At 44.9% G+C, this 24805-nt stretch carries 33 protein-coding genes, 1 tRNA gene and 1 riboswitch; of the genes, 21 read left to right on the forward strand and 13 right to left on the reverse strand.

Annotated elements, in window-relative coordinates; genetic code table 11:
* The first annotated feature begins 168 nt into the window (after window positions 1–168).
* Entirely contained in the window at window positions 169–795 is a 627-nt protein-coding gene (locus C2747_RS02655; protein ID WP_215332195.1) for a response regulator transcription factor, read from the forward strand.
* A gap of 81 nt (window positions 796–876) precedes the next feature.
* On the forward strand, window positions 877–1917 hold the full coding sequence (locus C2747_RS02660; RefSeq protein ID WP_215332196.1) for a helix-turn-helix domain-containing protein: 1041 nt from the start codon (window positions 877–879) through the stop codon (window positions 1915–1917).
* A gap of 39 nt (window positions 1918–1956) precedes the next feature.
* On the opposite strand, the gene glnK is transcribed toward C2747_RS02660, so the two are convergent.
* From glnK to ppa, 3 genes are read right to left on the reverse strand one after another with little or no spacing between them, the layout of a single operon-like run.
* Entirely contained in the window at window positions 1957–2295 is a 339-nt protein-coding gene (glnK, locus tag C2747_RS02665) for a P-II family nitrogen regulator (protein ID WP_215332197.1), read from the reverse strand.
* 52 nt (window positions 2296–2347) lie between these two features.
* Window positions 2348–3967 carry an NAD+ synthase gene (locus tag C2747_RS02670; RefSeq protein WP_215332198.1) on the reverse strand — a complete coding sequence of 540 codons (1620 nt, stop codon included), beginning with the start codon at window positions 3965–3967 and terminating at the stop codon, window positions 2348–2350.
* A 16-nt stretch (window positions 3968–3983) separates the two neighbouring features.
* On the reverse strand, window positions 3984–4520 hold the full coding sequence (ppa, locus tag C2747_RS02675) for an inorganic diphosphatase (RefSeq protein ID WP_215332199.1): 537 nt from the start codon (window positions 4518–4520) through the stop codon (window positions 3984–3986).
* A 212-nt stretch (window positions 4521–4732) separates the two neighbouring features.
* Here ppa and C2747_RS02680 point away from each other — a divergent pair, with 212 nt between their 5' ends.
* A complete protein-coding gene (locus C2747_RS02680) occupies window positions 4733–5074 on the forward strand; it encodes a helix-turn-helix domain-containing protein (protein ID WP_251374805.1) in 342 nt (113 codons plus the stop codon).
* A 69-nt stretch (window positions 5075–5143) separates the two neighbouring features.
* On the opposite strand, the gene trxB is transcribed toward C2747_RS02680, so the two are convergent.
* Window positions 5144–6100, reverse strand: coding sequence for a thioredoxin-disulfide reductase (gene trxB / locus C2747_RS02685; protein WP_215332200.1), 957 nt, complete (start codon window positions 6098–6100; stop codon window positions 5144–5146).
* Between the two features lie 39 nt (window positions 6101–6139).
* On the opposite strand from trxB, the gene C2747_RS02690 reads away from it, so the two are divergent.
* Genes C2747_RS02690 through serS form a run of 3 tightly spaced genes read left to right on the forward strand, consistent with a single transcriptional unit; the run spans window position 6140 to window position 10485 of the window.
* On the forward strand, window positions 6140–8452 hold the full coding sequence (locus tag C2747_RS02690) for a DNA translocase FtsK (protein ID WP_215332201.1): 2313 nt from the start codon (window positions 6140–6142) through the stop codon (window positions 8450–8452).
* 10 nt (window positions 8453–8462) lie between these two features.
* Window positions 8463–9143, forward strand: a complete 681-nt coding sequence (lolA, locus tag C2747_RS02695) for an outer membrane lipoprotein periplasmic chaperone LolA (RefSeq protein ID WP_215332202.1) — start codon at window positions 8463–8465, stop codon at window positions 9141–9143.
* A 31-nt stretch (window positions 9144–9174) separates the two neighbouring features.
* Window positions 9175–10485: a serine--tRNA ligase gene (serS, locus tag C2747_RS02700; protein ID WP_215332204.1), complete on the forward strand. Its 1311-nt coding sequence runs from the start codon at window positions 9175–9177 to the stop codon at window positions 10483–10485.
* On the opposite strand, the gene C2747_RS02705 is transcribed toward serS, so the two are convergent.
* Window positions 10486–10908 carry a type II toxin-antitoxin system VapC family toxin gene (locus tag C2747_RS02705; protein WP_215332206.1) on the reverse strand — a complete coding sequence of 141 codons (423 nt, stop codon included), beginning with the start codon at window positions 10906–10908 and terminating at the stop codon, window positions 10486–10488.
* On the reverse strand, window positions 10908–11153 hold the full coding sequence (locus C2747_RS02710) for an AbrB/MazE/SpoVT family DNA-binding domain-containing protein (protein WP_215329537.1): 246 nt from the start codon (window positions 11151–11153) through the stop codon (window positions 10908–10910). Before C2747_RS02710 ends, C2747_RS02705 begins: the two co-directional genes overlap by 1 nt.
* 138 nt (window positions 11154–11291) lie before the next feature.
* On the opposite strand from C2747_RS02710, the gene C2747_RS02715 reads away from it, so the two are divergent.
* The 5 genes from C2747_RS02715 (at window position 11292) to C2747_RS10560 (ending at window position 15081) form a co-directional block, all read left to right on the forward strand.
* Window positions 11292–11381 (forward strand) — tRNA-Ser (locus C2747_RS02715).
* A gap of 252 nt (window positions 11382–11633) precedes the next feature.
* The gene (locus tag C2747_RS02720; protein ID WP_215332208.1) at window positions 11634–12692 is read left to right on the forward strand and encodes a hypothetical protein; all 1059 of its coding nucleotides are present in this window, start codon (window positions 11634–11636) and stop codon (window positions 12690–12692) included.
* Between the two features lie 42 nt (window positions 12693–12734).
* A complete protein-coding gene (locus C2747_RS02725; protein WP_215332209.1) occupies window positions 12735–12971 on the forward strand; it encodes a hypothetical protein in 237 nt (78 codons plus the stop codon).
* Between the two features lie 106 nt (window positions 12972–13077).
* On the forward strand, window positions 13078–13623 hold the full coding sequence (locus C2747_RS02730; RefSeq protein WP_215333048.1) for an HD domain-containing protein: 546 nt from the start codon (window positions 13078–13080) through the stop codon (window positions 13621–13623).
* Window positions 13624–13629: 6 nt separating this feature from the next.
* Window positions 13630–15081, forward strand: a complete 1452-nt coding sequence (locus C2747_RS10560) for a DUF2779 domain-containing protein (RefSeq protein WP_251374806.1) — start codon at window positions 13630–13632, stop codon at window positions 15079–15081.
* A 22-nt stretch (window positions 15082–15103) separates the two neighbouring features.
* Here the strand turns inward: C2747_RS10560 and C2747_RS02740 are convergent, their stop codons facing one another.
* Window positions 15104–16369, reverse strand: coding sequence for a hypothetical protein (locus tag C2747_RS02740; RefSeq protein ID WP_215332210.1), 1266 nt, complete (start codon window positions 16367–16369; stop codon window positions 15104–15106).
* Window positions 16370–16483: 114 nt separating this feature from the next.
* Window positions 16484–16582, forward strand: a riboswitch (SAM-I-IV-variant riboswitch).
* A 111-nt stretch (window positions 16583–16693) separates the two neighbouring features.
* Between C2747_RS02740 and C2747_RS02745 the strand changes: the two genes are divergently transcribed.
* From C2747_RS02745 to C2747_RS02765, 5 genes are all read left to right on the forward strand, one after another.
* On the forward strand, window positions 16694–17056 hold the full coding sequence (locus C2747_RS02745; RefSeq protein WP_215332211.1) for a hypothetical protein: 363 nt from the start codon (window positions 16694–16696) through the stop codon (window positions 17054–17056).
* An 80-nt stretch (window positions 17057–17136) separates the two neighbouring features.
* Window positions 17137–17421, forward strand: a complete 285-nt coding sequence (locus tag C2747_RS02750) for a hypothetical protein (RefSeq protein ID WP_215332212.1) — start codon at window positions 17137–17139, stop codon at window positions 17419–17421.
* A gap of 2 nt (window positions 17422–17423) precedes the next feature.
* The gene (locus C2747_RS02755) at window positions 17424–17720 is read left to right on the forward strand and encodes a hypothetical protein (protein WP_215332213.1); all 297 of its coding nucleotides are present in this window, start codon (window positions 17424–17426) and stop codon (window positions 17718–17720) included.
* Window positions 17717–18172 (forward strand): DUF3293 domain-containing protein, encoded by a 456-nt coding sequence (locus C2747_RS02760; RefSeq protein WP_215332214.1) that lies wholly within the window; start codon window positions 17717–17719, stop codon window positions 18170–18172. Before C2747_RS02755 ends, C2747_RS02760 begins: the two co-directional genes overlap by 4 nt.
* Window positions 18172–18642, forward strand: coding sequence for a hypothetical protein (locus tag C2747_RS02765; RefSeq protein WP_215332215.1), 471 nt, complete (start codon window positions 18172–18174; stop codon window positions 18640–18642). The genes C2747_RS02760 and C2747_RS02765 overlap by 1 nt, the downstream gene beginning before the upstream one ends.
* A 19-nt stretch (window positions 18643–18661) precedes the next feature.
* Here the strand turns inward: C2747_RS02765 and C2747_RS02770 are convergent, their stop codons facing one another.
* On the reverse strand, window positions 18662–19129 hold the full coding sequence (locus tag C2747_RS02770; RefSeq protein ID WP_215332217.1) for a hypothetical protein: 468 nt from the start codon (window positions 19127–19129) through the stop codon (window positions 18662–18664).
* A 2-nt stretch (window positions 19130–19131) separates the two neighbouring features.
* Window positions 19132–20109: a helix-turn-helix transcriptional regulator gene (locus C2747_RS02775; RefSeq protein WP_215332219.1), complete on the reverse strand. Its 978-nt coding sequence runs from the start codon at window positions 20107–20109 to the stop codon at window positions 19132–19134.
* Between the two features lie 112 nt (window positions 20110–20221).
* Between C2747_RS02775 and C2747_RS02780 the strand changes: the two genes are divergently transcribed.
* From C2747_RS02780 to C2747_RS02790, 3 genes are read left to right on the forward strand one after another with little or no spacing between them, the layout of a single operon-like run.
* Complete coding sequence (locus tag C2747_RS02780; RefSeq protein ID WP_215332221.1) at window positions 20222–20407, forward strand: hypothetical protein; 186 nt, start codon at window positions 20222–20224, stop codon at window positions 20405–20407.
* An 8-nt stretch (window positions 20408–20415) separates the two neighbouring features.
* Window positions 20416–20790 carry a hypothetical protein gene (locus C2747_RS02785; protein WP_215332223.1) on the forward strand — a complete coding sequence of 125 codons (375 nt, stop codon included), beginning with the start codon at window positions 20416–20418 and terminating at the stop codon, window positions 20788–20790.
* On the forward strand, window positions 20777–21106 hold the full coding sequence (locus C2747_RS02790) for a hypothetical protein (RefSeq protein ID WP_215332225.1): 330 nt from the start codon (window positions 20777–20779) through the stop codon (window positions 21104–21106). Before C2747_RS02785 ends, C2747_RS02790 begins: the two co-directional genes overlap by 14 nt.
* A 37-nt stretch (window positions 21107–21143) precedes the next feature.
* Here the strand turns inward: C2747_RS02790 and C2747_RS02795 are convergent, their stop codons facing one another.
* The 4 genes from C2747_RS02795 to C2747_RS02810 are packed head-to-tail and all read right to left on the reverse strand — an operon-like array spanning window position 21144 to window position 22404.
* Window positions 21144–21557: an HAD domain-containing protein gene (locus tag C2747_RS02795; RefSeq protein ID WP_215333050.1), complete on the reverse strand. Its 414-nt coding sequence runs from the start codon at window positions 21555–21557 to the stop codon at window positions 21144–21146.
* Window positions 21558–21562: 5 nt separating this feature from the next.
* Window positions 21563–21763, reverse strand: a complete 201-nt coding sequence (locus tag C2747_RS02800; protein WP_215332228.1) for a hypothetical protein — start codon at window positions 21761–21763, stop codon at window positions 21563–21565.
* Between the two features lie 6 nt (window positions 21764–21769).
* Window positions 21770–22084, reverse strand: a complete 315-nt coding sequence (locus C2747_RS02805; RefSeq protein ID WP_215332230.1) for a hypothetical protein — start codon at window positions 22082–22084, stop codon at window positions 21770–21772.
* A 5-nt stretch (window positions 22085–22089) separates the two neighbouring features.
* Complete coding sequence (locus C2747_RS02810) at window positions 22090–22404, reverse strand: hypothetical protein (RefSeq protein WP_215332232.1); 315 nt, start codon at window positions 22402–22404, stop codon at window positions 22090–22092.
* Between the two features lie 109 nt (window positions 22405–22513).
* Between C2747_RS02810 and C2747_RS02815 the strand changes: the two genes are divergently transcribed.
* Both C2747_RS02815 and C2747_RS02820 read left to right on the forward strand, forming a co-directional pair.
* Window positions 22514–22804, forward strand: coding sequence for a hypothetical protein (locus C2747_RS02815; protein WP_215332234.1), 291 nt, complete (start codon window positions 22514–22516; stop codon window positions 22802–22804).
* Between the two features lie 6 nt (window positions 22805–22810).
* Window positions 22811–24727: a DUF3857 domain-containing protein gene (locus C2747_RS02820; protein ID WP_215332236.1), complete on the forward strand. Its 1917-nt coding sequence runs from the start codon at window positions 22811–22813 to the stop codon at window positions 24725–24727.
* Window positions 24728–24805 lie beyond the last annotated feature (78 nt).

Consider the following 24805-nt stretch of genomic DNA (forward strand, 5'->3'; position numbering starts at 1 on the left):
GGAATGCAGGGCTTTATGCTTCATTCCTATGCCTTTGTTCTGCATCGCAACAAAGAGATTTATCTATTGTATTTGTTGATTTGGCCTCATTATTGGCTCTGAAGCTAATATCCTTCGTAAAAAAGCTGCGGTACATTGCCTTATCTATTACTTTTCCTTTTAAATTCAATGACTAAAGTTGGCCACATCTACCTAATTGATGACGATGAGTCGATGCGTACCTCTTTGAGCCGAATGCTCAAGGATGTCGGTTATATCGTGGAAGATTTTTCCTCCGCAGGGGCATTTTTAGAGCATTCCGTACCAGTAGCACCAGCTGTCATATTGCTCGATATGCAAATGCCGGATGTGACCGGATTGGATTTACAGGAAAAATTAGTCCAACTAGGCCGTAAAACCCCCATTGTGTTTGTCAGTGGTCAGAGTCATCCCCACCAAATTGTTACCAGTCTCAAGCGTGGCGCTGTAGATTTCCTCTTTAAGCCCTTTAATTTAGAAGATTTACTGAAGGCAGTTGCAGATGCCCTTGAGTTTGATAGACGTCAGCTCAAGCGGGTTTCTAAAGAGGTAGAAACTAAGAAAGACTACGCAACCCTCACTCCTAGAGAGAGGGAAGTCTGTTTTTGGCTGGTGAAGGGATTGCTCAACAAGGATATTGCTGTCAAGTTGGGTACAACTGATGCCACGATCAAGGTTCACAAGGCTAGAGTGATGGATAAGATGGGTGTGGATTCAGTGCAAATATTAGTTGCAAAGTACCTTGAATCCGATTTAGAAAACCTCCAGAATAGCTAGCTATTGAGCTAATTTACCTGTCTTTGAATCGTCACTATTATTGGATACGATTACGATGAGTAAAGCACTTAAATCACTTTTGTGAACATCAATACCAAACTTCCTGAGATTCGCAAAGAGGCCTTCATTAAGGCGCGCGAAAAGCTGAGCTTAAGTACTAAAGAGCTCGGTGGAATGGCCTGTCTATCCACGCGCCAAATTGAACAGATTGAAAATGGTGAAACTAGCTCCTTTTATAGCGCTCAAATTAAAGCAACTGCTGCCAAGAAAGTAGCCAACCTGCTCAAGTTAAGTGATGAAGAGGCGTTTGATTTCGGTGCAACTGCCCCTGAGACCTCAAGCACATTGCAGTTACCAATTGCAGAGGTTAAATTATCAGCAGCTCCAAAGATTGAGAAAGTTAAAAAAGAGTCTTCTAAAAAGCTAGAGGCAAAAATAGAGGCCGTCCAAACTCAAGAGCAAGCGCAAGAAAGTCAGCCGCCCTTAGCAGAAAAAAAAGTTCAGGCAAAAGAGGCGCCCCTGAATCAAGTCATCTCACGGCCAAAATCGGCTTCACAAAAGAAACTGTTTCTTGGGTTGAGCGTAGCTGCAGCAGCAGCATTTGCGGTAGTGAATTTACAGTCTGTATTTTTCCCGGAAAAACCAGCAGAAATCGTCCTTGTAAAAGAAGAAATCATTGAGCCTGTGCCAGCGGCGGTGCCAGTGGAGTCGGTACCAGCAGCCCAGGTACCCACTGTAGCAGCAGTAGTGGTGCCTCCAGTTCCCGTTGCCAGTACTGAAGCCGCAGTAGCATGCCCTGCTGAAGAGGGCATTATTAGTTATAAAACAGATGCACCGCGCAAGGCGGCAGACATGGTTTATGTACAGGTGAAGTCAAAGCAAGTTGTTTGCGTCAGCGATGCTTCTGGGAAGATACAAAACAAGCTTATTGAGCCTAGTACGGGGGTATCCTTTTATGGCAAGCCTCCATTCAAAGTTCTCACTAGCGGCCTTGCTCAGGCTGACGTGTTTTTTCAGGGCGCAAAAGTGCGCCTGACAAACCTGAATTACAAAACTTTAATATTGGAAGCCGCTGAAGTAGCGGCTCCATCAGCAGACCGGACAGATTCTCAGCTGCGCTAACCCTCGGAGTTAGCAAGTTAGTGCATCGAATGCTGGTACTTAAACCGCTGAGTCGTTAGTTTCGCCAGTGCGAATACGAATAGCCTGCTCGATTGGGCTAACGAAAATCTTTCCATCACCAATCTTGCCTGTGCGCGCGGCTTTAGTAATTGCCTCAATTACTGAATCTACGCGATCATCAGAAACGACTACTTCAACTTTTACTTTAGGTAAAAAGTCGACTACATACTCTGCACCGCGATAGAGTTCGGTATGCCCTTTTTGGCGACCAAAGCCTTTAACTTCGGTAACGGTCAGTCCGGTAACGCCTACTTCAGCTAAGGCTTCACGAACTTCATCGAGTTTGAACGGCTTAATAACGGATGTGATTAGCTTCATAAATTTCCCCTTAATACAGTAATCATACCTAGAACTAAAAACCAGTGCCTTGTTACGCCCTAAATTGGGAGGTAATAGGGTAGCGCCAGTCCCGCCCAAAGGCTCTAGTAGTGACTCGAACGCCGGGAGGTGCTTGGCGACGTTTGTACTCATTGAGCTTAATGAGGCGAGTGACTTTTTCGACGCTGTCAGGATCAAAACCAGCAGCAATCATTTGGGCAATGGATTGGTTTTGCTCCATATAGCGCTCTACGATGCCATCCAATATTTCGTACGATGGCAAGCTGTCTTGATCGGTCTGATCGGGGCGCAATTCTGCGGAAGGGGCGCGAGTCAAGATCCGCTCTGGAATGATCGGGGCAATACTGTTGCGATAAGTACACAAACGATAGACCAAAGTTTTGGCAATATCTTTAATGACTGCAAAGCCACCAGCCATATCTCCATATAAAGTGCAGTAGCCCACAGCCATTTCACTCTTATTGCCTGTTGTTAAAACTAGACGACCTGTTTTATTTGAAAGTGCCATCAGGAGAGTGCCACGTACCCGTGCCTGAATATTTTCTTCAGTAGCATCGAGTTTGAGGCCCTTAAATTGTTCAGCTAAGGCATGTTCCAACGCATCAACAGGCTCACTAATTGGGATCTCATCATATTGAACGCCTAGATTCTGAGCCATTTCTCTGGCATCAATCCAAGAGATGTCAGCGGTATAGCGCGAGGCCATCATGACAGTGCGAACTTTGTCTGCACCCAATGCATCTACTGCTATCGCTAACACCAATGCAGAATCAACTCCACCCGAGAGGCCAATAATGACCCCCGGAAAACGATTTTTCTGAACATAGTCACGCACACCCAGAACAAGTGCTTGATAAGCCTGGCTTTCCACACTGGATGGAGTAACCATTGCTCCTGGCACTAAATCAGCGGAGGCGTTGACATCTACATAGCCAAGAGCAGTCTCAAATTGCGGCATGGTCATCACTACTTTGCCTGCGCTATTTAAAGCAAATGAGCCACCATCAAAAACTAGTTCATCTTGACCACCTACTGCGTTTACATAAATCAATGGCATCTTACTTAGAGCAATTTGTTTGCGCAGCACCTTAATACGTAAAGATTCTTTTTGCAGGTGATAAGGAGAGGCATTGAGAACCAGTAGTACTTGGGCGCCAGCTGCATGAGCTTGTTTTGCTGGGCCTGCATGCCATGCATCTTCACACAGAATGAGTCCGTACTGAATACCGGCATTTTCAAAGACGCAGGCTTCATTACCTGGCGTGAAATAACGCACCTCATCAAACACTTCATGATTAGGCAACTCTTGTTTGGCATAGCCAGCAATGATCTTGCCATCACGAATGACTGAGGCATAGTTTTGTAGACCAGCAGCAGTCTTCTTGGGGTGGCCAACGATGACAGTTAGTCCTGAAAATTTCTGGAGCTCCAGTATTAAACAACTGAGTTCTCGATCTGCTGCCTCAATAAAGGCTGGGCGCAATAACAAATCCTCTGGAGGGTATCCGGTGAGCGAGAGCTCGGGCGTGAGAACTACTGTGGCGCCTTGTGCATAAGCATCTGCGGCAGCTTGTGAGATGAGCTGCGCATTGCCAGGCAAATCACCCAAAAGAGGATTGATTTGCGCTAGGGCGATTTTTTGCGAGCTCACTCCAATGGCTTCTTAATTATTTCTGTGACTTGGCATAGCCTTCGATGCCGTCCAAAATTTCTTTATGGGCACCCGCAACACCAGTCCAACCTTTCACTTTTACCCACTTACCTTTTTCGAGATCCTTGTAGTGCTCGAAGAAGTGCTGAATTTGGGCAAGAAGTAATTCGTTGACATCTTCGGGCTTTTGCAAATTCTTATAGATTGGCAAAATCTTGTCTTCTGGAACAGCCAACAACTTGGCATCTTGGCCGCCTTCATCTTCCATTTCCAACATGCCGATAGCGCGGCAGCTGATGACTGAACCTGGCACCAATGCAAATGGGGTAATGACGAGGACGTCTACAGGGTCGCCATCACCAGCAACTGTTTTAGGGATGTAACCGTAGTTACATGGGTAGTGCATTGCTGTACCCATGAAGCGATCTACGAAGAGGCAGCCAGTTTCTTTATCCACTTCATACTTCACTGGATCCGCATTCATTGGGATCTCAATAATGACGTTGAATGTTTCTGGAATTTTCTTACCTGGGCTGACCTTGTCGTAACTCATAAATACTCCGGTTTGTGATTAATGTGCGCTCTGATCTTAGCAAAGAGGCGAGACCATGCTGCTGAAGATTAAAGCTATTTCTTGCTATTAAAGCCATGAATGCTTTATTACTTCTATTTTAAGGCTTTCTGTAGTGAAGCTTATCGATATGAGTCCTAGCTTGCTTGACTAGTGGTAGGCCATTGGCCTACTATTAATAAAAAGGAATTGCCATGAAGAAAATCATTCGAGTTAGCATGGATCTAAATGATCCTAGTAGCTTTCCTAAAGGATTTGTCGATAAAAAATTACTCGACGCTACATCGGAACGTTTAATTAAATTGCATCAACATCAAGATGATGCGGAGGCCATGTTAGACGCTGCTCAATATGCAAAAGGTGTACGAGAGAGAATTGGCCTGTCTCAGCAAGAGTTCTCTAAACGTATCGAAGTCTCTTTAGAAACTATTCGAAACTGGGAGCAAGGAAAACGCAGCCCCACTGGTGCTGCAAAAGCTTTATTGAAGATTTTAGATAGGGCGCCTGAAATTGCATTACTTGCCCTCAGTGCTTGATGCTTAACTTAGAAATAAAAATACCTAGCAATGCTAGGTATTTTTATTTGATGCTTTAAATTACCTGTATTAATCCAAAGTCTCCAAGTAACGCTGAGCATCTAACGCAGCCATACAGCCTGTGCCTGCGCTAGTAATCGCTTGACGATAGATATGGTCCTGCACATCGCCTGCTGCAAATACGCCAGGGATGTTGGTAGCAGTAGCATTGCCTTCTAAACCAGAGTGTGTCTTGATGTAGCCGTTATTCATATCGAGCTGACCAATAAATAGCTCAGTATTCGGTTTATGGCCAATCGCAATAAAGGCACCCGTTACCGCAAGATCTTCTGTGCTGCCATCCGCCTTCTTAATACGAACACCAGTAACGCCTTTTTCATCGCCCAAGACTTCGTCAAGCGTGGAGTTCAATTTGAGCTCAACTTTGCCTTCAGCTACTTTGGCCATGAGGCGGTCATTGAGGATTGGCTCTGCACGGAATTTATCGCGACGATGAATCACGGTAACCTTTTTGGCGATGCCAGTTAGGTAAAGCGCTTCTTCAACAGCAGTGTTACCGCCACCGACTACACACACATCTTGATTGCGATAGAAGAATCCATCACATGTCGCGCATCCAGAAACACCGCGACCCATAAATGCTTCCTCACTTGGAAGGCCAATGTATTGAGCAGAAGCACCTGTGGAAATAATCAAGGCATCACAAGTGTAAGTTCCCGAGTCGCCAACCAAGCGGATGGGTTTTTCAGTCAGGGCAGCAGTGTGTATGTGGTCAAAGATGATGTTGGTGTTAAAGCGCTCAGCATGCTTTAAAAAACGGTCCATTAGCTCTGGGCCTTGGACGCCATCTGGGTCAGCTGGCCAGTTTTCTACATCTGTTGTGGTCATTAATTGGCCGCCCTGTGCCAGGCCAGTAACGAGGGTGGGGCTCAAATTGGCTCGAGCCGCATATACGGCAGCTGTGTAGCCAGCAGGGCCTGAACCGAGGATGAGAACTTTGGAGTGTTTTGGGGTATTTGTAGTCATATTCAAATTATAGGATTGCTTGATTACAATCGGTGGAACATGGCTAGAACCGCATACCAGAAGTCCAAAACGCCTTTAGGCCTCCAGCCCCCTGAGAATCAAGGGCAGGGTAGGACGCCCCGCCTCCTTTTAGAAGCCCGTTGGTTTATCTCGGTTGGTCTTTGTTTGGGTTTATTGGCTATTTTGGTGACTTATTCCAAGGCGGATCCAGCTTGGTCGCATGCCAGCTTTGAGGCTCCCAAGAACCTGGGCGGACGTTTTGGAGCCTATTTGGCTGACTTATTGCTCTATATCTTCGGTATATCTGCATTTTGGTGGGTCGTGCTCTTTGGCCGCCGAGTCCTGAGTGGCTGGCGTGAACTTTGGAGTATTCCGCTTCCATTAGATCCAGACGCTAAACCAGACTCCCTAGTAGTGCGTTGGTTGGGCTTTGGGCTGACTTTATTGAGCAGCATGGGTCTTGAGTCCATTCGCATGCATTCGCTGACCTGGGACCTTCCTAGGCCTCCTGGGGGTATTTTGGGCGAGCTGATTGGCGATCCTTTGCAGATGACCTTGGGTTTTACGGGCTCTACCTTAATATTGTTATTCACTCTATGTGCTGGCCTGTCTTTATTCCTCCACTTTTCCTGGTTAGACGTTGCTGAAAAAGTAGGTCGCACCCTTGAGCTTGCTTACAACCGTTTACGTGAGCGTCGCGATAGCGAAGAAGACCGCAAGTTAGGTGAAGCGGCTGCTGAAGAGCGCGAAGAGTTCGTTGAAGAGTTTCGTGGGCGGGTGGAAATTGCTAAGCCGGTGCAGATTGTTCGTGCCCCAGTAGAAATTCCGAAGAGCGCCCGCGTTGAGCGTGAAAAACAGCAGCCACTCTTTGTGGATATTCCAGATTCAGAATTGCCACCCTTAGCTCTATTGGATTCCGTCCCAGAAGTAAAAGAAACTATTTCAGCAGATGTCTTGGAATTCACTTCTCGCTTAATTGAGCGCAAGTTGGCCGAGTTCAACGTAGAGGTGAAAGTCATTGCAGCCTACCCAGGCCCAGTAGTCACTCGTTACGAAATTGATCCTGCTGTTGGTGTAAAGGGTAGTCAGATTGTCAATCTCTCACGTGACCTCGCGCGCTCTCTAGGCGTGGTGAGTATGCGTGTAGTAGAAACCATTCCAGGTAAAACTTGCATGGCACTGGAGTTACCAAATCCAACGCGACAATCGGTTTACCTGTCAGAGATTTTGAGTTCTCAGGTTTATAACGATAGCCACTCTAATTTGACCCTTGCGTTGGGTAAGGATATTTCAGGTAGCCCCGTCGTTGCTGACTTAGCGAAGATGCCGCATTGCTTGGTTGCTGGTACTACTGGTGCTGGTAAGTCCGTTGGTATCAACGCCATGATTCTGTCCATTCTCTTTAAGGCGAAGCCTGATGAAGTGCGCCTGATCATGATTGATCCGAAGATGCTCGAGATGGCAATGTACGACAAGATTCCGCATCTGTTGTGCCCTGTAGTTACTGACATGAAGCAAGCGTATAACGCTCTCAATTGGGCTGTCAATGAGATGGAGCGTCGCTACAAGCTCATGAGTAAGTTTGGTGTGCGTAACCTTGCTGGCTTCAATAAAAAAATCTTAGAGGCCGAAGAAAAAGGTGAGAAGCTTACTAATCCATTTAGTTTGACTCCTGATGATCCGGAGCCAATTTATAAAGCGCCAGCGATAGTCATCGTGATTGATGAGTTGGCAGACTTGATGATGGTCTCCGGTAAGAAGATCGAAGAGTTAATCGCCCGTATTGCTCAAAAGGCGCGTGCTGCAGGTATTCATTTGGTCTTGGCAACGCAACGTCCTAGTGTGGATGTGATTACCGGTCTGATCAAGGCCAACGTACCAACTCGTATTTCCTTCCAGGTGAGTAGCAAGATCGATAGTCGTACGATTCTGGATCAACAGGGTGCTGAAGCGCTGCTGGGTATGGGTGACATGCTCTATATGGCGCCGGGTACCGGCTTACCGGTTCGTGTCCATGGCGCCTTTGTTTCTGACGATGAGGTTCATCGCGTGGTCGAGTGGCTCAAAGAGAAGAATGAGGCTAACTACATTGATGGCGTTCTGGAAGGCGCTGACGAATCAACTATCGATGCTCTGACTGGTGAGAGCGGTGGCGAAGCTGATCCTTTGTATGACCAAGCAGTCGCTATTGTTTTAGAAAACAAGCGTCCATCGATCTCGTTGGTGCAGCGCCACTTACGCATTGGCTATAACCGCGCAGCCCGCTTACTGGAAGATATGGAAAAAGCAGGTCTGGTATCGAAAATGGGTAACGGTGGTAATCGCGAGATTTTGCATCGCGCCTCAGAGTAAGGCAGTCATTTTGCAAAGATTTTTTTCTGCAGCATTTTTAGGAATAGCTATTCTGTTTTCAGGGGCGGCACTTTCACAAGGTGATAGTGGCGCAGAGCAGTTGCGTCAGTTCGTGCGCAACTCTAAAACAGCTGAGGGTGAGTTTGTGCAACAGCAGTTACGTGCACCCAAAGCAAATGAACCCCAAGACAAGGGTTTAAAAGTGGTTCGCCAAACGCAGGGACGTTTTGTATTTCAGCGCCCAGGCCGATTTATTTGGGATACCCAAAAACCATACGAGCAAAAACTGATTGCCGACGGCAAGCAACTTATCATGTGGGATAAGGATTTAAATCAGGCTACCTTTAGGCCTGCTGGACAAGCTTTAGCGACTACTCCTGCTGCAATCCTATTTGGAGAGACCTCTCTGGATCAGCATTTTGATTTGGTCGAGGGCGAAGATCGTCTGGGTATGAAATGGGTTGCCCTGGTACCCAAGAAAATCCCCAATACAAAAAATGGCAATGACTTGCCGTATACCAAGATCTCAGTCGGAATGGCTAACGGCTTACCCAAAGCGTTAGAACTCATTGATGGCCTTGGGAGTGTTGTTCTGGTCACGCTCGACAAGATCCAGCTCAATGTGAACCTGCCCGCCAATCGCTTTACCTTTGCGCCACCTGCCGGCGCAGAAGTCTTACGCTTAAACTAACGTACATACCCATTAACCAATAGAGCATTACATGATTGATCCGCAATTACTTCGTAAAGATATCGCAGCTGTTGCTGCCCGTTTAGCTACGCGCAAATTTCAACTCGATATTGAGAAATTCAACACCTTAGAGTCCGAGCGTAAATCCTTGCAAACTCGTACTGAGGAATTGCAGGCTAAGCGCAACCAATTAGCTAAAGCAATTGGTATGAAAAAAGGGAAAGGTGAAGATGCTGCTGCTGAGATGGCAGAAGCAACCCAGATTAACGTCGATATGGAATCAGGAGCAGCACGCTTAGCAGTTTTGCAGGCCGAGATTGCGGATTTTCTGATGGGTATTCCTAATCTGCCAGATGAAGCGGTTCCAGTAGGTAAAGATGAGACCGAGAATAAGGAAGTGAAGCGTTGGGGTGCGATCCCCCAGTTTTCATTTCCCGTGAAAGATCATGTGGACTTGGGCGCGCCACTAGGCCTCGACTTCGAATCTGCTGCAAAGATTAGTGGCTCACGCTTTGCGGTTCTGAAGGGGCCTGCGGCCAGACTACATCGTGCACTAGCGCAATTTATGATCGATCTGCATTCAACTCAACATGGATACGAAGAACTTAACGTCCCCCTCATGGTGAATGCGGCATCTATGCGTGGCACTGGTCAGTTACCGAAGTTTGAAGAAGACTTGTTCAAGGTGCCTCGCCAGATGGGCGGTGAAGATGGAGCAGGCGAAGCAAAAGTTGAGAACTTTTATCTCATCCCTACAGCGGAAGTGCCGGTTACCAATTTAGTGCGTGATACCATCACTGCGGCTGAAGAGTTGCCACTCAAATTCGTTGCGCATACCCCATGCTTTAGATCTGAGGCTGGAAGTTATGGCCGTGATGTGCGTGGCATGATTCGTCAGCATCAATTTGAAAAAGTAGAGCTGGTACAAATTGCCAAGCCAGAAGAATCTATGCAGTTGCTTGAAGAATTAACTGCGCATGCAGAAAAGGTTTTGGAGCTACTAGAGCTACCTTATCGAAAAGTATTGCTCTGCACTGGTGATATGGGCTTTGGAAGTACAAAGACCTATGACCTTGAAGTATGGATCCCATCACAAAATGCGTACCGCGAGATTAGCTCTTGCTCCAATATGGGTGATTTTCAAGCTAGACGCATGCAAGCAAGATATAAAGCTGGACAAGGTAAGCCAGAGCTAGTCCATACCTTAAATGGTTCTGGGCTTGCGGTTGGCAGAACTGGTGTTGCTCTTCTTGAGAACTGCCAGCAGGCTGATGGAAGCATCGCTATACCGAAAGCCTTGCGACCTTACTTAGGTGGTTTAGAGGTTCTCAGGCCAATCTGATTAAATTAAAACAGCCTGAATTTTTACATTACTCGCATTTTTGGCTAAAAATTTGTCTAGAGTGGCCAAAGATTTAGATTTAAATTGCTTCGCTGCAGCCAGGTGAAGGGCATCGCCTGCCCTCAGATTTGATTTACTATCAACCACTAAGATTCCGGCTGAATAATATACTTTGCTTTCGATCGGTAAGAGTTCAACATCGCTTTGACAGAGGCTATCAAACTTTTTCCAAGCTTCTCGACTTTGCTTTTCTGTTAATTGGCTAGTTCTGACCTTAAGGCTCAGTGCACTAGAGAATTCGGTAAATGCCCAAGTAGACGAGATCATCTTTGCCGAACTATTTGCGTACCATTTAGCAACATCATCACTCTTTAGCTCAGTTGTGCACAGGGCTACAAAAACGCTTGTATCAACATAAATCACTAATAGCGTGCCTCTGATCGGACTTCATCCATTACCGATTTACCCATTTTCAATGTATCTCTGAATGCTTTAAGTTGAGCTGCAATTGCTTTGCGATCTAATTTTTGTGGCCTGATAATTATTGCGCCATCTTTTGATAGGGTTGCCTCAACCTTATCCCCATCTTTGAGTTGAATTTGCTTAATCAACGTTGCGGGTATGCGTAAAGCCAGACTATTTCCCCATTTTGATATTTGGATGTTCACGGGCGAATCCTTTCTAATATAGATATACATTAATGTATATCTATATTAATACGCTATATCAACCATGTCTACTAAATTTGATAGGCAATATTGGGCGCATGGGTTTGTGTATCGGTAGCTATAATTGCACCTTGGTTCGGAGAGGTGGCAGAGTGGTCGAATGTACTTGACTCGAAATCAAGCGTACTGTCAAAGGTACCGTGGGTTCGAATCCCACCCTCTCCGCCAGAATTGACCTAGAAGGCTTTATATATATGGCTCTATCTTTTTGAGCCTCTTCTACCCACCAGCCTACCCACCAGTAAAACATTGCTTTGGACAATCGAGGCGTAGATCAAGCCAAACGCCATGTTGTAGCCCAAAATCATATGGTTACGTGCCACCAATAAGGTGTGAATTTCAAAGAGTACCCCCAAAAATGCCCCCAGATTTCATTCGTACAATTTGATAAATTGTCTTCTTATTCTGGAGAGGTTGGCGATGGAAAGAGAATCATACACACGCAGTGAAATATATGAACTTCTGTGGACTGAGCCGGCTACCAAGGTTGCGTTGCGGATTGGACTCTCCGATGTGGCCCTTGGCAAGTGGTGCAAGCAGTACGGTGTACCTAAGCCGCCATTGGGCTATTGGGCCAAGCTGGAGCATGGGAAGGCAACGGCACAGAGGCCTGCTGAGCCTATTCCCGTTATAGAGGTTTACAAGGGCAATAAATTCCATGAAGAGATCGAGAAGACCTTCAAGGACTTCAAGATGGAAGGCGACTCAAAATTTGGAAGGTCAGAATCTAAAGCTGGTTTTGATGTCCAGATTGGTCCACATAGCGTTCCACGGGTAAAACGAATACTTCAGACCCTCATCAACGAATTCACCTCTCGCGGTTATCGGTTGGGTGGCTATCGTAAATATTCAAATCCAGAAGTTACCGCATTCATGAGAGATGATGATGTAGTGACAATTGAGTTCTATGAGGTTAGCACTAAACCGCCCAAGCCAATGAAGAGAAAAAGTAGCTGGACTCATGGCGGGCAGACTCATACATACATGATGGATATTGACTACATTCCATCTGGAAGGCTAGAGCTAAGAATTCGCCATAACGATATATATGGCTGGAAGATTGTTAAAGACTCTGAAAAGACTAGCGTTGAGGAGCAGCTTGGGAAATTGATAAATCTCATTGCTGAGCTTTCATTTGATGCCAAGATAGCAAGAGTGGAGCGAGAGTCTAGTGAGGCTAAGGAGCTGGCTGAGCGCAAGCGTTTGGCCGATATTAAGTGGGCTAGGGAGGTTGAGGTCTGGAGGTGGGGTCAGCTCAAGGATGCAGCGGAGCGCTGGAACGAATTAGCCGTGCTTAGAGAGTTTGTAAAAGCCATAAAGGGCAATAGGGTTGTAAGACGTAAAAACAAAGAAGAGCTAGGTGGTTGGATAAGTTGGGCGCAAGAGCAAATTAACGCGAGGGATCCGATTTATAAGGTGGCAAGCGGAATGAGTTTGCTTGGACAGAATGAGCCCATTAGAGACGATGGATTTGAATAAAGTTTTCCCGGTACGCCCTTAGGAAAGAATTATGATTAACGCATGAGTGATCTTGAGTATGTTGGAAAAATAAAAGGCATGAAAACTCTCAAGCAGATGATTGAGAGTAAAGAGGTCGTACCCGCTTCGCAGTTGGCAAAGAACAAGGCCGCTGCAGAAGCCCAGGAGAAGGCCTTCGAGGAGGCCATCAGATCAGAAGAGTCGCACCGTAAAAGCAAGATCCCCACAGGCAAGGTGGAGGGGCGTGAACATTGGACTCGAGAGCCCTTTATTGAGTAAGTTAGGTTGGTGGCTCACCTGATGAGCTTTGGTTGTCCTATCGTGTATTCAGGCTGTAATGGAGTCTAGTGGCACTAGACAAACCTTATAGAATGAAAGAATCATGATTAATCAATTTGTCACCGCCCTTGCATTTTCTGCAACCAAGCATCGAGACCAGCGCCGCAAGGACGTTGAGGCATCTCCATATATCAATCATCCAATCTCGCTAGTTGATGTTCTCGTAAACGAGGGAGGGGTTTTAAATTGGGATGTCCTATGTGCCGCCTTATTGCACGACACAATTGAAGATACCCAAACTACGGCTGAGGAATTAACCAAAGCATTCGGAAAAAATATTGCGTCAATCGTTTTGGAGGTTACAGACGATAAGGCGCTACCTAAAGCAGAGCGTAAGCTTCAGCAAATTGCACACGCTCCTCATTCCTCTCATGAGGCTAAGTTGGTTAAGCTTGCCGATAAGATCTGCAACCTTCGAGATATCTTGGCTTCGCCTCCGGCTGGATGGGACCTCAAAAGAAAGCAGGAATACTTCGAATGGGCAGCAGCAGTAGTCGGTGGCATCAGAGGATCAAATTCCAAGCTAGAGAAGATTTTTGATGCTTTGTTAGAAAAGGGCAGGGCCCAGTATCAATCTGAGTTGGGTCAGTAAAAGCTTATGGCAAGTCTTAGCAAATCGAAGATCATTGCCCACCGCCAGTGCCCTAAGCGCCTATGGCTGCAAATTAATCGCCCTGAGCTCATCCAAATTAGTGCAGCAACCCAGGTCAGATTTGACGAGGGCAATAAAGTCGGCGACATCGCGCGTCAAAACCATCAAGGCGGCGTATTTATAGAGACGCTTAACCGAATAGAGGCTCTCGCCCTAACTAAAGAGGCTGTGGCGAAACGGCAGACTATCTTTGAAGGCGCTTTCTTTGAAGAAGATGTCATGATTCGTGCGGATTTACTATTCCCAGAAAAAGAAAGCTATCGCTTGGTGGAGGTTAAATCTTCTACTGGTGTGAAGAGCTATCATGTTGATGATGTCACCGTCCAAAGTTGGGTGATGGAGAAAGCAGGTTGCACGCCTACGAGCATGGCCTTGGCTTACATCAATAATCAGTTTGTCTATCAAGGCGACGGTAATTACGAAGGCTTATTTGCTGAGGCTGACTTATCAAACCAAGTAAAGCCCAATATGCCTCAAGTGCAATCTTGGGTTGACGCAGCTAAAAAGACCTTATCTTCGCCGGTAGAGCCTGCGATTGAACCAGGTGAGCAATGCACGAACCCATTTACTTGTGACTTTATTAGCTACTGTTCCCCGCCAGAGGAAGGCGTGGAGTACCCAGTAGAGATCTTGCCTTATGGAAAAGCTATAGCCGCTGAATTAAGAGGTGATGGCTATAAAGATTTACGTGATGTGCCTGCCGAACGCTTGAGTAATCCCAAGCACCTCAAAGTCCATGCAGCCACCCTTAGTGGTCAAGCTATCTTAGAGATAGAAGCTATTAATCAAATACAAGCGTTGCCATATCCCCGGTATTACCTTGATTTCGAGACGATTGGTTTTGCAGTTCCCATTTGGGCGGGCACCCGTCCGTATATGCAGCTCCCGTTTCAGTGGTCATGTCATATTGAGCAGGCGGATGGATCAATTACACATCAAGAGTTTTTAGATCTTTCTGGAAACGATCCCAGAGAGATGTTTGCAAAAACATTGATAGAGGCTTTGTCTACACATGGACCAGTAATTGTTTACAACGCAGGATTTGAAGGGGCGCGTATTAAAGAGTTAGCTGCAGACTTTCCACATCTCTCTTCTGAGTTGTTTGCTATCCCCGAGCGATTCTTTGACTTGCTGCCACTGGCACGCAATCATTACTACCACCCTGACATGAAAGGCTCTTGGTCAATCAAAGAGGTCCTTCCTACGATTGCGCCTGAATTGGATTATTCAAACTTGGAGGTGAGTGATGGAGCTATGGCGCAAGAGGCGTATAAAGAAGCGATTCATACTCAAACTACTCCAGAGCGAAAAGAAGAGGTTCGGAATGCCATGCTTAAGTATTGCGAGCAGGATACGATTGCGATGGTTAAGATTGTGAAGGCTTGGAGTAGGCCTTGAGAAGACAAAGTGAAAATTGCAATTAACTTTTTTCGATCTGAGAATCTTTAATGAAGCCAATTGGATGGCCATTAACGCTATAGCCCGGTATTGGAAAGACGCTTCGAAGAGTGTCAGCAAACAATATAACGGCTCCCGTTTCTTTATTTATTAAACCTCGCTCAGTTTTAATCCACAATATTTTTTCGGGCAAAATTTCAGATACCGGTGTAGTTAAATGAGTTTGACTATTCGTTACTGCTGGCAATGACTCCGCCTTATGTGCGCCATACCTATGCATATGAAGATTATCTTCATCCCAAGGTTGTGATGAAAGCCAGCTCTCGTACTCGCGATTATTCTTTGATAGCGAAGATACTGGTTTATTGGTCTTGGAGGATGCTTTAGAGGCGCAATAACCTGAGCAGGTTTTGGTGCCGTTGTTGATGAATGGATTTTTGCAAAAACTACAGTATTGGATGTAATCTCGTGAAGGTTGTGAGACCTCATTTTTTATACTATTTGAGGTATTGTGTTGTTTTTTCTTGAGTTCAACCCTAACTGGAAGACTAAATTCCTTAATAAAGTCCTGAACTTTTCCTAGAGATTTGTTCCAGCTTAAATAATGCGCTAATAACAGGACGGCATTGCCTAATATCAGCTCATTCGAATTCGTTGCGTGCTTCAGAAATTTTTTATCTAATAGAGTCTCAAGGTGTTGTGATTCTTGATGATATGAAAGCAATAGACTCATCACAGTTACAAAATACAAATTATTTTCGCCATAAGTGGTACTTAAGTGACCATATATTGGACATATGGCCTCCTCAAGATCTTCCAATGACTCATCTATCGATAGATTGATAGGGTCTGAAAGGGCTACTAAAAGCTTTTCAGAAAGCTTATCGATATTCCCAATTTTTAATTTTTCAATAGATATTCTTGCGGCAAATCCAAGTGTATCCGACATTGAATTTGCTAATGACCTACCTAAAACTTTTTCAAAACTCCTTGTTATTTCATTTCTGAAGTGTTGGTTAAATTCACTCATTTTTTGTAGCCTGGCCAAGCTATCTCCCTTGCCGGCTTCGTTATTCTCGCTAGGGGTTCTTAGGTCGCAGCTGTCAAATTTGCCAGCATAGTGGGAGAAGAAGTGTGTTGTAGAGTGCTGAGATGGCACCCACATTTCTTTTTTAAAGACCTGCTCAAAACATTCTGGGCAAACTAGTTGATCATCTAAATTTTGACGATATTGAGCGGAATCCGCATAGACATTTTTTCGGTTAAGGAGGCTGTACGCATATTCCATTCAAATTTCTCTTGTTTGTCTGAGGTAGTTATGAATTGGTTTGGTTAGGCATCAATTTAGCCTGTAGAGCTTATTTTTTTAATTGACAAAACACAATGCAAGTCACCATAATCAACTTTACATCAAGAGATGGCTTTGTCGCCACAGCAACCTGCTAACGCTAGTAAGGTGCTAAAAAGATGAGACCCCTTTGGGGTAATCAAAAGCGACAAACCCACCACATTGGTGGGTTTTTTGTTGGGCTAGCATCCTCTAGCTCAATATTTGAGCCTCCCAGTCTTGATAATTTCTTTGTAGAGATTAATCAATTTATTTGGAGGTCTTATGCGTAATTACACATATCTAGGCGGCGCCCGTTTTACAGTAAATAATTTATTTCGTAGTCTGCGGTTTGATATTGATCGCTTGGATATGAGCTGGGTAGACGGAGAGAAGCCAGAGTTCTGCAGGGGATTGCGTGTTGTTGATAACGATGAGGTTAATACGGTAACCGTTGATGGTGAGGATGGGGATAACTTGATCTATAGCCTCACCTATATCTTTAGTAAAGAGGACGGTGCTGATAACTTTAGAGCGGCTACCGATGAATACCTCAAAGTTGCACTAGAGACTAAGGAATTCTTGGTTACTAGCCAAAAAAAAGATCCCGAAGGAAAGCCTGAGGTAGTGGAGGCTCTAATCCACTAGGTTCATAAAGAAGTAAGGGCGGAGTTAAACCGAATTGCCAAGCCCAAACATTTGTCAAATTGGCTAAATAGGAGAAGCAAATGAATTTTCAATTAATAAGCGTTGAATTACATTCCGATGAGCTCAAGAAGTTTGATCCAGCAGAGCAAGGACTCTCTGAGTATCGATACACCGGTATAGCAATAGAGGATGGTGGCAGGTATTACTACTGGGCAAAAGGTGTAAGCCTAGAAATAAAAGACTGGGAGTACGCCAATATCAAGCTCAATCCAAAGCTGTATTACTTCTCGACGGCCTTGAAGCTGCATCATCGTATTAGCAGGGCGTTAGACGCCGCAACATTTACAGAACTAGCCAGGAGATAACGATGTCACACTTAAAACCAGGAACCTTATGTGTCATCGTTGGTGGTTGCCCCGAAAACCTTGGATTGATAGTTGAGGTTGTCTGCCATCTTGGAAGGCATGATGGCCGTGAGGATGCATATGAGATTAAAACGGTGACTAGCCGTAAATTTAACCAAATGTGGCGTGGAAGTAGGTTGGTTAAAGGCTACTCCACGGAGGCTATCACCGATAGACATAAGTTGAGGCCACTGGTAAACCTTGGAGATGAGCCTCCAATGGCAGAAGCCCAAGAAAAACTCGATGAACTCGCGGTATGACTGACCGCGACCACAATATCCCCCTTGAGTTAGTAAAGGCTTACCAGGAAGCGCTATATGTGATTCATGGAGAGGGTGGAGATATCTCGCTCAGGGCGAGCCAACCAAGTCTAGAGTTAGCCTCCTTAATGAAAATGTATGGAGTAAAGAGTGCTGCATTGCTGACGGCGTTCAATCCTCACAGCATTCTTGCGACTGCAGAGGTTAATGTCAGTAATCACAACGCCTTAATTGATGACATTCATACTCTTGGACTCAAGCTGATTTCTGGGGAGGGAGGCGACCCATCACGCATTTGGCCTAGTGAGCCAAGTGTTCTTGTACTGGACATCTCTCGTCAAAATGCAGACCTACTGGCGGATCGATATAGGCAAAATGCCTATCTATGGATTTCGGGCGATGAAGGTTTGGTGAATCTCAATTTGCGCTATCCCGTTGGAGGACCTCATTAATGAAAACTGAATATGACCGCTCTGGGTTGATTGCCCTCATCAGATCTGAATTTAAGCTCGACTGGCAAGGCATTCATGGCGCCAATCATTGGGCGCGGGTATTGCACCATGGAAAAAATATTGGAGGTTTGCGTAAGGCTGACCTCCTAGTGGTCGAGCTCTTCGGATTTTTGCATGACAGCTGTCGCTTAAATGATGGGCGAGATCCAATGCACGGGCAGCGCGCTGCGGACTTTGCTCATGGTATTCATGGGGATTTCTATAAACTTCAGCCAAAGCAGCTTGATTCTCTTTGTTATGCGATGAAGCATCACTCTGGTGGCGAGGTATCTACCGATGCAACTATCCAGACTTGCTGGGATTCGGATCGGCTAGATTTAGGAAGGGTGGGGATATTTCCATCCCCGAAATTCCTGTCTCAAGAGGCAAGCTTATTTATTGATTTGGCTAACGATTGGAGCATCCGTTAGATTATTACGAGTAAATCATCTAATCAAGATTAAGTTCAATTCTTGCTTTGCCAGATTCAATAAGCTGCTTAGCAGATTCAACGCTAGCCTTGTCAAGAATTCGTTCGCTTATTGGAGTGGAGGAGTTAATAAACTGCTTGCTCACAGGATGCAGTCCAAAGGCGGCCATTTTTGGGAGCATTTGATTAAGCGAGTTTGTAATCGCAAATTTAGTCTCTTCACTTAGTTCAATCGCTGCAAAGCTAGCTGGAGCTCCAAGTGGACTGTTAAACATGGGGGTGTAATAATGGTATAGGCCATCGATGCCGAGGGAAAAATCAAATTTCTCATTTACCTTAATTTCATCTAGCTTAAGAGAAAATTTCCCGCTAAAGTACTTCCAATCAAATTCTATTTCATCAACGACTATTGTTCTGGGCGTAGAAAATCTCTGCATATTTTTCGCTACCCATTCATGAACCTTTTTTACATGCTCGCTTCTATCCATTTTTAATCCTTAGAATAATTTTCCATTGCATTTTTGAGCTCATCTTTGATGCGCTTTTTGAGGCTTGCTGGACCAATCACTTCAACTCCAGACCCATGCTTTAGGATATCCATGACTAGCTCTGGATCTTGGTTGTAATCAAACTCTAAGTTAAAAAAGCCCTCTTTATCAAAGCTACCGACTTGCTGGCCATGCCAATGCTCACCAGATACCCACCTTGCATGCTCAGGAGTAAAACGTAGTTTGGCTCTTTGGGTTGCCTTACCTGAGAAGATTCCATAGCTCTCCGCAAAGTGCTCTTGGCATTGTTTATCAGATACCTCTTCAGCTTTCTTGTTCGATAAGGTTGCCTTACGAATGCCATCTACGGCAAAACTCCGTAAATCATTACGCATATGGCAATAAGCATCTAGGTACCAGTTCTCGCGGTAATAGATAAGACGCTGGGGTGAGATTTCCCGGTCTGTATTCTCATCCTTGCCCTTGGAGTAATAGGTAATCTCAAGGCGATTACGCTTTAAGAGGGCAGCACCAATTTCCGAGAAATTTTCAATGGAGTTCTTGCGTGAACCCATGCCGATCACTTTAATACGCTTACGTAGTTCTTTGGCACTGGTTTCACTCTGACCTAAGATCCCATCAATAATGGCTGTAAGAGGCTCAATATGAGGTCCAATGAGACCGCCTTGGTCAAGAGAGGAGAGTAAGTGCTGCATCAGGACTAAAGCAGTGGCTTCCTTTTCAGAGAACCAAAGCCCTGGCATCTCAATGCGCTCTTCAGCATCGGAGTTTTCAAACTTGTAGCCACCCATGAAGCGGTCATACACGATAGAGGCCTGCATACGACTGCGAAGGTACTCAAGATCGCGCTTAAAGGTCGCAGGAGAGATTTCCAGTTCGGACAAGAAATCCTCTCGAGAAACGCATTTACGCTGCTGAATCATGTACTTAATACGATGCAACCGTTCCATATCGCTCATTGCAGCCCCTCGAAATTACAGTATTTATTGATTTTATAACTTTAATCAATTTAAGGCTCATCTGGTGAGCCTGCAGCTTATTAACCTAATCCTAATAAATAAGGAGGATGAGATGGTCAAGGTAATAGGTTTATTTGTAATGTTTATTAGCTTCTATGGCTTACAGAACGGCGGATTTGACCTTGGGCTAGCCCAAGCCTTTTTAGTCGGCCTCTTTATGTTCTTTAGTGAGGCACTCTTTGCCCACTTCTTTTTTGTGCAGCGCGAAAAAGTGCGTGCTAAGTACCGGAGAAGATAATGCTAAAAATGGCCAAACTAAACTGCAGCGTGGGCGACCTTGCTATTACGGTGAGATGTAGCTTTCCTGAGAACCTGGGCAATATTGTGCGGATCATTTCAGCTGAAGGATTTCAGGAGTGGCAGGGGCATGACAAGTTGCTCTATACCTGGAATGTAGATGTAGCTACAGAGGATGGTTATTTGTACTACCAAGGTGAAGAAGGGTTGGAGCCCTACAAAAGTGGACCAGTTCCCGATATTTATCTCCGAAGACTAACGCCACCCCAAGGCTATCTGATGGAAGAGTTTTCTGATTCAGAGCAGTTGCAGATGGATTTTCATCAAACGGAAGTCTTGGAAAATGAAAAGACTGAGGAGTTTGTTAAAAATGCGCAAGCTTAATTGTGAGCTCGGATCCATTGCGATTACCGTAAACGCAAAATTTACACCTAACTTAGGCAAAATTGTCAGGGTCATTGATTCTTATGGAATGATGCCTTGGCATGGATTAGAGGGCTTGGTACAAGTTTGGCGAGTCGAAGTAGTTTGCTCGGAAAGTGTCCTACATTACCTTTATCCCAAGCGTCATCATTTAGAAGTTACATTCTCTGGACCCGTTCCGGACTGTTATCTCAGGCCTATCGTTCCACCAAGCGGTCAACTAAGCTTTGATTTTGATGAGGATGTCTTGATGACGATTGAGGAGTCTGCGCTTTAAGCAATCACATCACTTAATGCTCTTATGGGGAATCCTATTAGGCTAGCCAGTTAGATAGTATGTCCATCTGTTTGTTGCTAATTCCTGTATTGGGGTTGCAGCGAATAAGCTCTAGGCATGGGCTTGGAAATTCCCAATAAGAGTCATCAAGCGCTCTCCAGTTAGCTTGGCCATTAGTGCCAAGATATGCCTGTATTTCCTGAAAGCGAGGATGCTTTCCAATTACTGGTGCGCCTGTAGTGCCAATAATCAGCTTAGAAATACTACTCGGTAGTAAGTTCTGTACCTTCTCAATGCTATGAGTAAAGCGCCAGCTAGAGGAGATCACTATCTCTGGCGAGAATTTAGATAGAACCTCTTCCAGCAGGTCTACTCGATTAAATGGATTCTCTCCAGCGAAATGTGTTGGATGTAGAACACCATCAAAGTCCAGGAAGAGGATTTTCTTTATAGCCTTTAGAGTTCCTCTTCTTCCGACTTTTCAAGAACAAGGTAGTTTCGTTGAATGGGGTTGAACTCAGCATCCTGGGTCCAAAACTTTTGAACAGTGACAAAACGAAAACCAGATCCACCCCTATCGTTGAGGATTTCTTCAATCTTGTCTACATCTGTCTCGACCGGATCCATTTTGACAAGCTCGTATTCATAAGTAGTCATCAGCACTTACCTCTTAGCTGGTGAGTAACCAACACGGTTGCCGTTGTTATCAAAGACATTGGTCACACCAGAAGGTGCAGTCACCTCATAGCCAATACGTTTGCCGCTATTGTCATAGACCCCGTTATTAGAGTTGTAGTTCATGGGACTATTGTTGTAATTCATTGGACTATTGTTGTAATTCATTGGACTATTCTCATAGTTCATCGGGCTGTTCTGATAATCCAAGGGACTGTTTTCCCAGCTAGTCACTTGAGCAGATACAGAAGCAGTAGTGCAAATACCTAAAACAGCACATACATTTATTAAGCAATTTTTCATTTGGATTACCAGCCTTTCACAGAGGGTGCTTGGGGAACTTGACGTGGAGCATTGATGCTTGTATTCGGTATCGCATATACGGGCGCAGTAGTAGTGCCTTGATAGTTACCTTGGGGGCTATAGAAATTCGTTTGCCCGCTATCGGTCTGAAACGACTGCACATTCTGGCCGCTAGCGTTATAAACATTAGTCACGCCACTAGGCGAAGTTTGGCTATAGCCGGCATAGTTTCCATTAGGGCCATAAATAGCCTGGGCGGAGACGCTACGAAAAGCTAATGCTGCTTGAACGATAAAAAGTAGGGTGATGAGATATTTCATGGGTAAGCTCCCAAAAGTCTTGATGGAATCAGATTAATTGCGTTAAAGCTCACCTAATGAGCTAGTGGCTCAAGACAATGAAAAAACTAACAAATTTCATAAAGAAGCCATGCTGACTAGTGCCCTTGTATTAATGACACTCTTGCCACTACAGGTGAGCCCAAGTGATGCCCCAGAACTTGCGCTAGATAAGCCAGTTATGGTGGCTGCAGTAGTCGATTGCGCTCGAATATTGGGATTGCCTAAGCTCAAATTAAGGGATGGCAGCGGTAATCGCTACCTTCCAGAGAAAATCATCCTTCAAGAACCCTTAGCAGTGATTCAGATATCATCTGGCGGCATGTACTTTAGCCAATCCACCATCCGAAAAGCTTATATTCAATCCTATGTCAAACGTTAAGCCAATATGAAATTCTTTTTGCAATCTATCAGTAGTCTTGGCGCCATCCTTTTAGGATTCTTATTGTTGGCAAACGCAGGTATTACTAGTGCAGGCAGGGGAGAGCTCGAATCTCTCTCAATGATTGAACGGGCCACCATTAACGAAACGATCAATGCAGATGGCACTGTAGTAGAAATTGAAGAACTGTTGACGCTAGTAAAGTCGCAATTGGCAGTAGAGGTTGAGTCTCAAGCAGACCTACCTTATAACTCGACCTTTGCCAAGCTAGAGGTCATTGAGGCTTATACGATTACGCCCACTGGAGAAAAGATTCCCGTTGCGGCTAATGCCATCAGAACTGTAGAGGATGACAACAGTAAAGGGGCGGCCATCTTCTCAGATCAAAAGCATAAGATCATCATCTTCCCGAAAGTAACGCCAGGATCTAAGACTTACTACAAGACTAAGCTCACAACCCACACCCCTTTATTACCGGGATTTTTTTATACCAAGCTCGTGTTTTCACCAAACCAAGAGGTTAAGCATTACGAGTACAACTTAAGCTATCCAGATAGCCTCAAGCTTTATACCGACATTAAGGATGTTAAGCAGGTGAGGGATGAGGTGATTGATGGTGTGCGTCATGTAGGCTATATCTATCAAAACTTAAAGCTTAAAAAAAGTGAAGAGTTACAAGTCTCATTAAATGATTTTGCGCCTCATATCTTTATCTCGAGTATGGATAGCCAGGAGACTTTTGCTAAGGCTTATCAAGAGCGTATTGAGCCTAAGATGAGGGTTACGCCTGAAGTACAAAAGCTCGCTGATGAAATTACTAAAAATATCAAAACATCAGGCAATTTAAGCGAACCTAAGAATATACAGAATCTGCAAAAAGAGCAGGCTAGGGCGCTCTATAACTGGGTTAGTAGAAACATCCGCTACGTAGGAATATTTTTAGGTGATGGCGGAATCATTCCGCATGATGCCAATAGCATTATTAAAAATCGCTACGGCGACTGTAAAGATCACAACGCTTTATTAATTGCCTTATTGTCGGCCAAAGGAATTAAGGCGAGTAGCGCATTGATTAACTCAAGCAATGCGTACACCCTGCCTAAGTACCCCGTCATTGGTCCATTTAATCACGTGATTACCTACATACCCGCCTGGAATCTGTATTTAGACTCAACAGCAGAGATGGCCCCTTATGGCACATTGCCAGATGATGAATTAGACAAGCCAACCTTGCTGACTGCACTTGGAAGAGTAGGGCACACCCCAAAGCCAAAAAAGGAAAACAATCGCACTGTCACCACACTCACTATGCAAATAGCTAAAGATGGAGAAATTAAAGGTAAGGCAAATACCCAATACTTTGGCAGTGCAGAGATTCGGGCGCGATACAAGTACGAAGGAGCTGATACCTCTTTATCGGATCGCATGGTTAGCAAGCAACTAGCCAGATTTAGACAGACTGGTGAAGGCTCAATTAAAACTAGTGAAGTCTATGAGCTTGATAAACCTTTCACAACCGATACAGAGTTCACATTGGATGCAGTTACTAATGTACCAGGGCCCGGAGCAATGACTATCCCTGTGGGCTTGGCACCGGGAGAGCTAGCTTCAATAGCCATTAGTAGGCCTCCGGAGAAGTTCACAGTTCCTTACTCATGCTCAACACGATCGGTAACCGAGCAATACCAAATCTCATTTCCAAAGAATGTGAAGGTCAGCAGAATTCCTCAAAATACAAGCTATAAGAAAAATAATATTGAATACACCGCAAGCTATCTAGAAAAAGACAATCAAGTCACTGTCACCCGAAATCTCGAAGTGCAAAGACCTGGTGCAGTGTGCCAACCATCAGAATTGCAGAAATGGAAAGATTTTTACCAAGCCTTTATAAAAGATATGCGGGGGCAGATTTTCTATGAGTAATCATCCGACAGTTGTTATTGATGATAGGCTAAGGGACTAATTTAACTTTTTTCCGCTAGTAACACTAACCAAATAAAC

It is taken from the genome of Polynucleobacter corsicus (genome assembly GCF_018688255.1).
GTDB classification, from domain to species: domain Bacteria; phylum Pseudomonadota; class Gammaproteobacteria; order Burkholderiales; family Burkholderiaceae; genus Polynucleobacter; species Polynucleobacter corsicus.

Bases quoted from the DNA above. Each gene is read 5' to 3' on its own strand.
- C2747_RS02725 (WP_215332209.1), top strand. From the start codon at position 12,735: ATGAGTGATCTTGAGTATGTTGGAAAAATAAAAGGCATGAAAACTCTC.
- C2747_RS02760 (WP_215332214.1), top strand. From the start codon at position 17,717: ATGACTGACCGCGACCACAATATCCCCCTTGAGTTAGTAAAGGCTTAC.
- C2747_RS02775 (WP_215332219.1), bottom strand. From the start codon at position 20,109: ATGAGCGATATGGAACGGTTGCATCGTATTAAGTACATGATTCAGCAG.
- serS (WP_215332204.1), top strand. From the start codon at position 9,175: ATGATTGATCCGCAATTACTTCGTAAAGATATCGCAGCTGTTGCTGCC.
- C2747_RS02780 (WP_215332221.1), top strand. From the start codon at position 20,222: ATGGTCAAGGTAATAGGTTTATTTGTAATGTTTATTAGCTTCTATGGC.
- C2747_RS02690 (WP_215332201.1), top strand. From the start codon at position 6,140: ATGGCTAGAACCGCATACCAGAAGTCCAAAACGCCTTTAGGCCTCCAG.
- C2747_RS10560 (WP_251374806.1), top strand. From the start codon at position 13,630: ATGGCAAGTCTTAGCAAATCGAAGATCATTGCCCACCGCCAGTGCCCT.
- C2747_RS02800 (WP_215332228.1), bottom strand. From the start codon at position 21,763: ATGACTACTTATGAATACGAGCTTGTCAAAATGGATCCGGTCGAGACA.
- C2747_RS02790 (WP_215332225.1), top strand. From the start codon at position 20,777: ATGCGCAAGCTTAATTGTGAGCTCGGATCCATTGCGATTACCGTAAAC.
- trxB (WP_215332200.1), bottom strand. From the start codon at position 6,100: ATGACTACAAATACCCCAAAACACTCCAAAGTTCTCATCCTCGGTTCA.
- C2747_RS02750 (WP_215332212.1), top strand. From the start codon at position 17,137: ATGAATTTTCAATTAATAAGCGTTGAATTACATTCCGATGAGCTCAAG.
- C2747_RS02785 (WP_215332223.1), top strand. From the start codon at position 20,416: ATGGCCAAACTAAACTGCAGCGTGGGCGACCTTGCTATTACGGTGAGA.
- C2747_RS02680 (WP_251374805.1), top strand. From the start codon at position 4,733: ATGAAGAAAATCATTCGAGTTAGCATGGATCTAAATGATCCTAGTAGC.
- C2747_RS02820 (WP_215332236.1), top strand. From the start codon at position 22,811: ATGAAATTCTTTTTGCAATCTATCAGTAGTCTTGGCGCCATCCTTTTA.
- ppa (WP_215332199.1), bottom strand. From the start codon at position 4,520: ATGAGTTACGACAAGGTCAGCCCAGGTAAGAAAATTCCAGAAACATTC.
- C2747_RS02815 (WP_215332234.1), top strand. From the start codon at position 22,514: ATGCTGACTAGTGCCCTTGTATTAATGACACTCTTGCCACTACAGGTG.
- C2747_RS02770 (WP_215332217.1), bottom strand. From the start codon at position 19,129: ATGGATAGAAGCGAGCATGTAAAAAAGGTTCATGAATGGGTAGCGAAA.
- C2747_RS02655 (WP_215332195.1), top strand. From the start codon at position 169: ATGACTAAAGTTGGCCACATCTACCTAATTGATGACGATGAGTCGATG.
- C2747_RS02765 (WP_215332215.1), top strand. From the start codon at position 18,172: ATGAAAACTGAATATGACCGCTCTGGGTTGATTGCCCTCATCAGATCT.
- C2747_RS02805 (WP_215332230.1), bottom strand. From the start codon at position 22,084: ATGAAAAATTGCTTAATAAATGTATGTGCTGTTTTAGGTATTTGCACT.
- C2747_RS02755 (WP_215332213.1), top strand. From the start codon at position 17,424: ATGTCACACTTAAAACCAGGAACCTTATGTGTCATCGTTGGTGGTTGC.
- C2747_RS02720 (WP_215332208.1), top strand. From the start codon at position 11,634: ATGGAAAGAGAATCATACACACGCAGTGAAATATATGAACTTCTGTGG.
- C2747_RS02810 (WP_215332232.1), bottom strand. From the start codon at position 22,404: ATGAAATATCTCATCACCCTACTTTTTATCGTTCAAGCAGCATTAGCT.
- C2747_RS02740 (WP_215332210.1), bottom strand. From the start codon at position 16,369: ATGGAATATGCGTACAGCCTCCTTAACCGAAAAAATGTCTATGCGGAT.
- glnK (WP_215332197.1), bottom strand. From the start codon at position 2,295: ATGAAGCTAATCACATCCGTTATTAAGCCGTTCAAACTCGATGAAGTT.
- C2747_RS02745 (WP_215332211.1), top strand. From the start codon at position 16,694: ATGCGTAATTACACATATCTAGGCGGCGCCCGTTTTACAGTAAATAAT.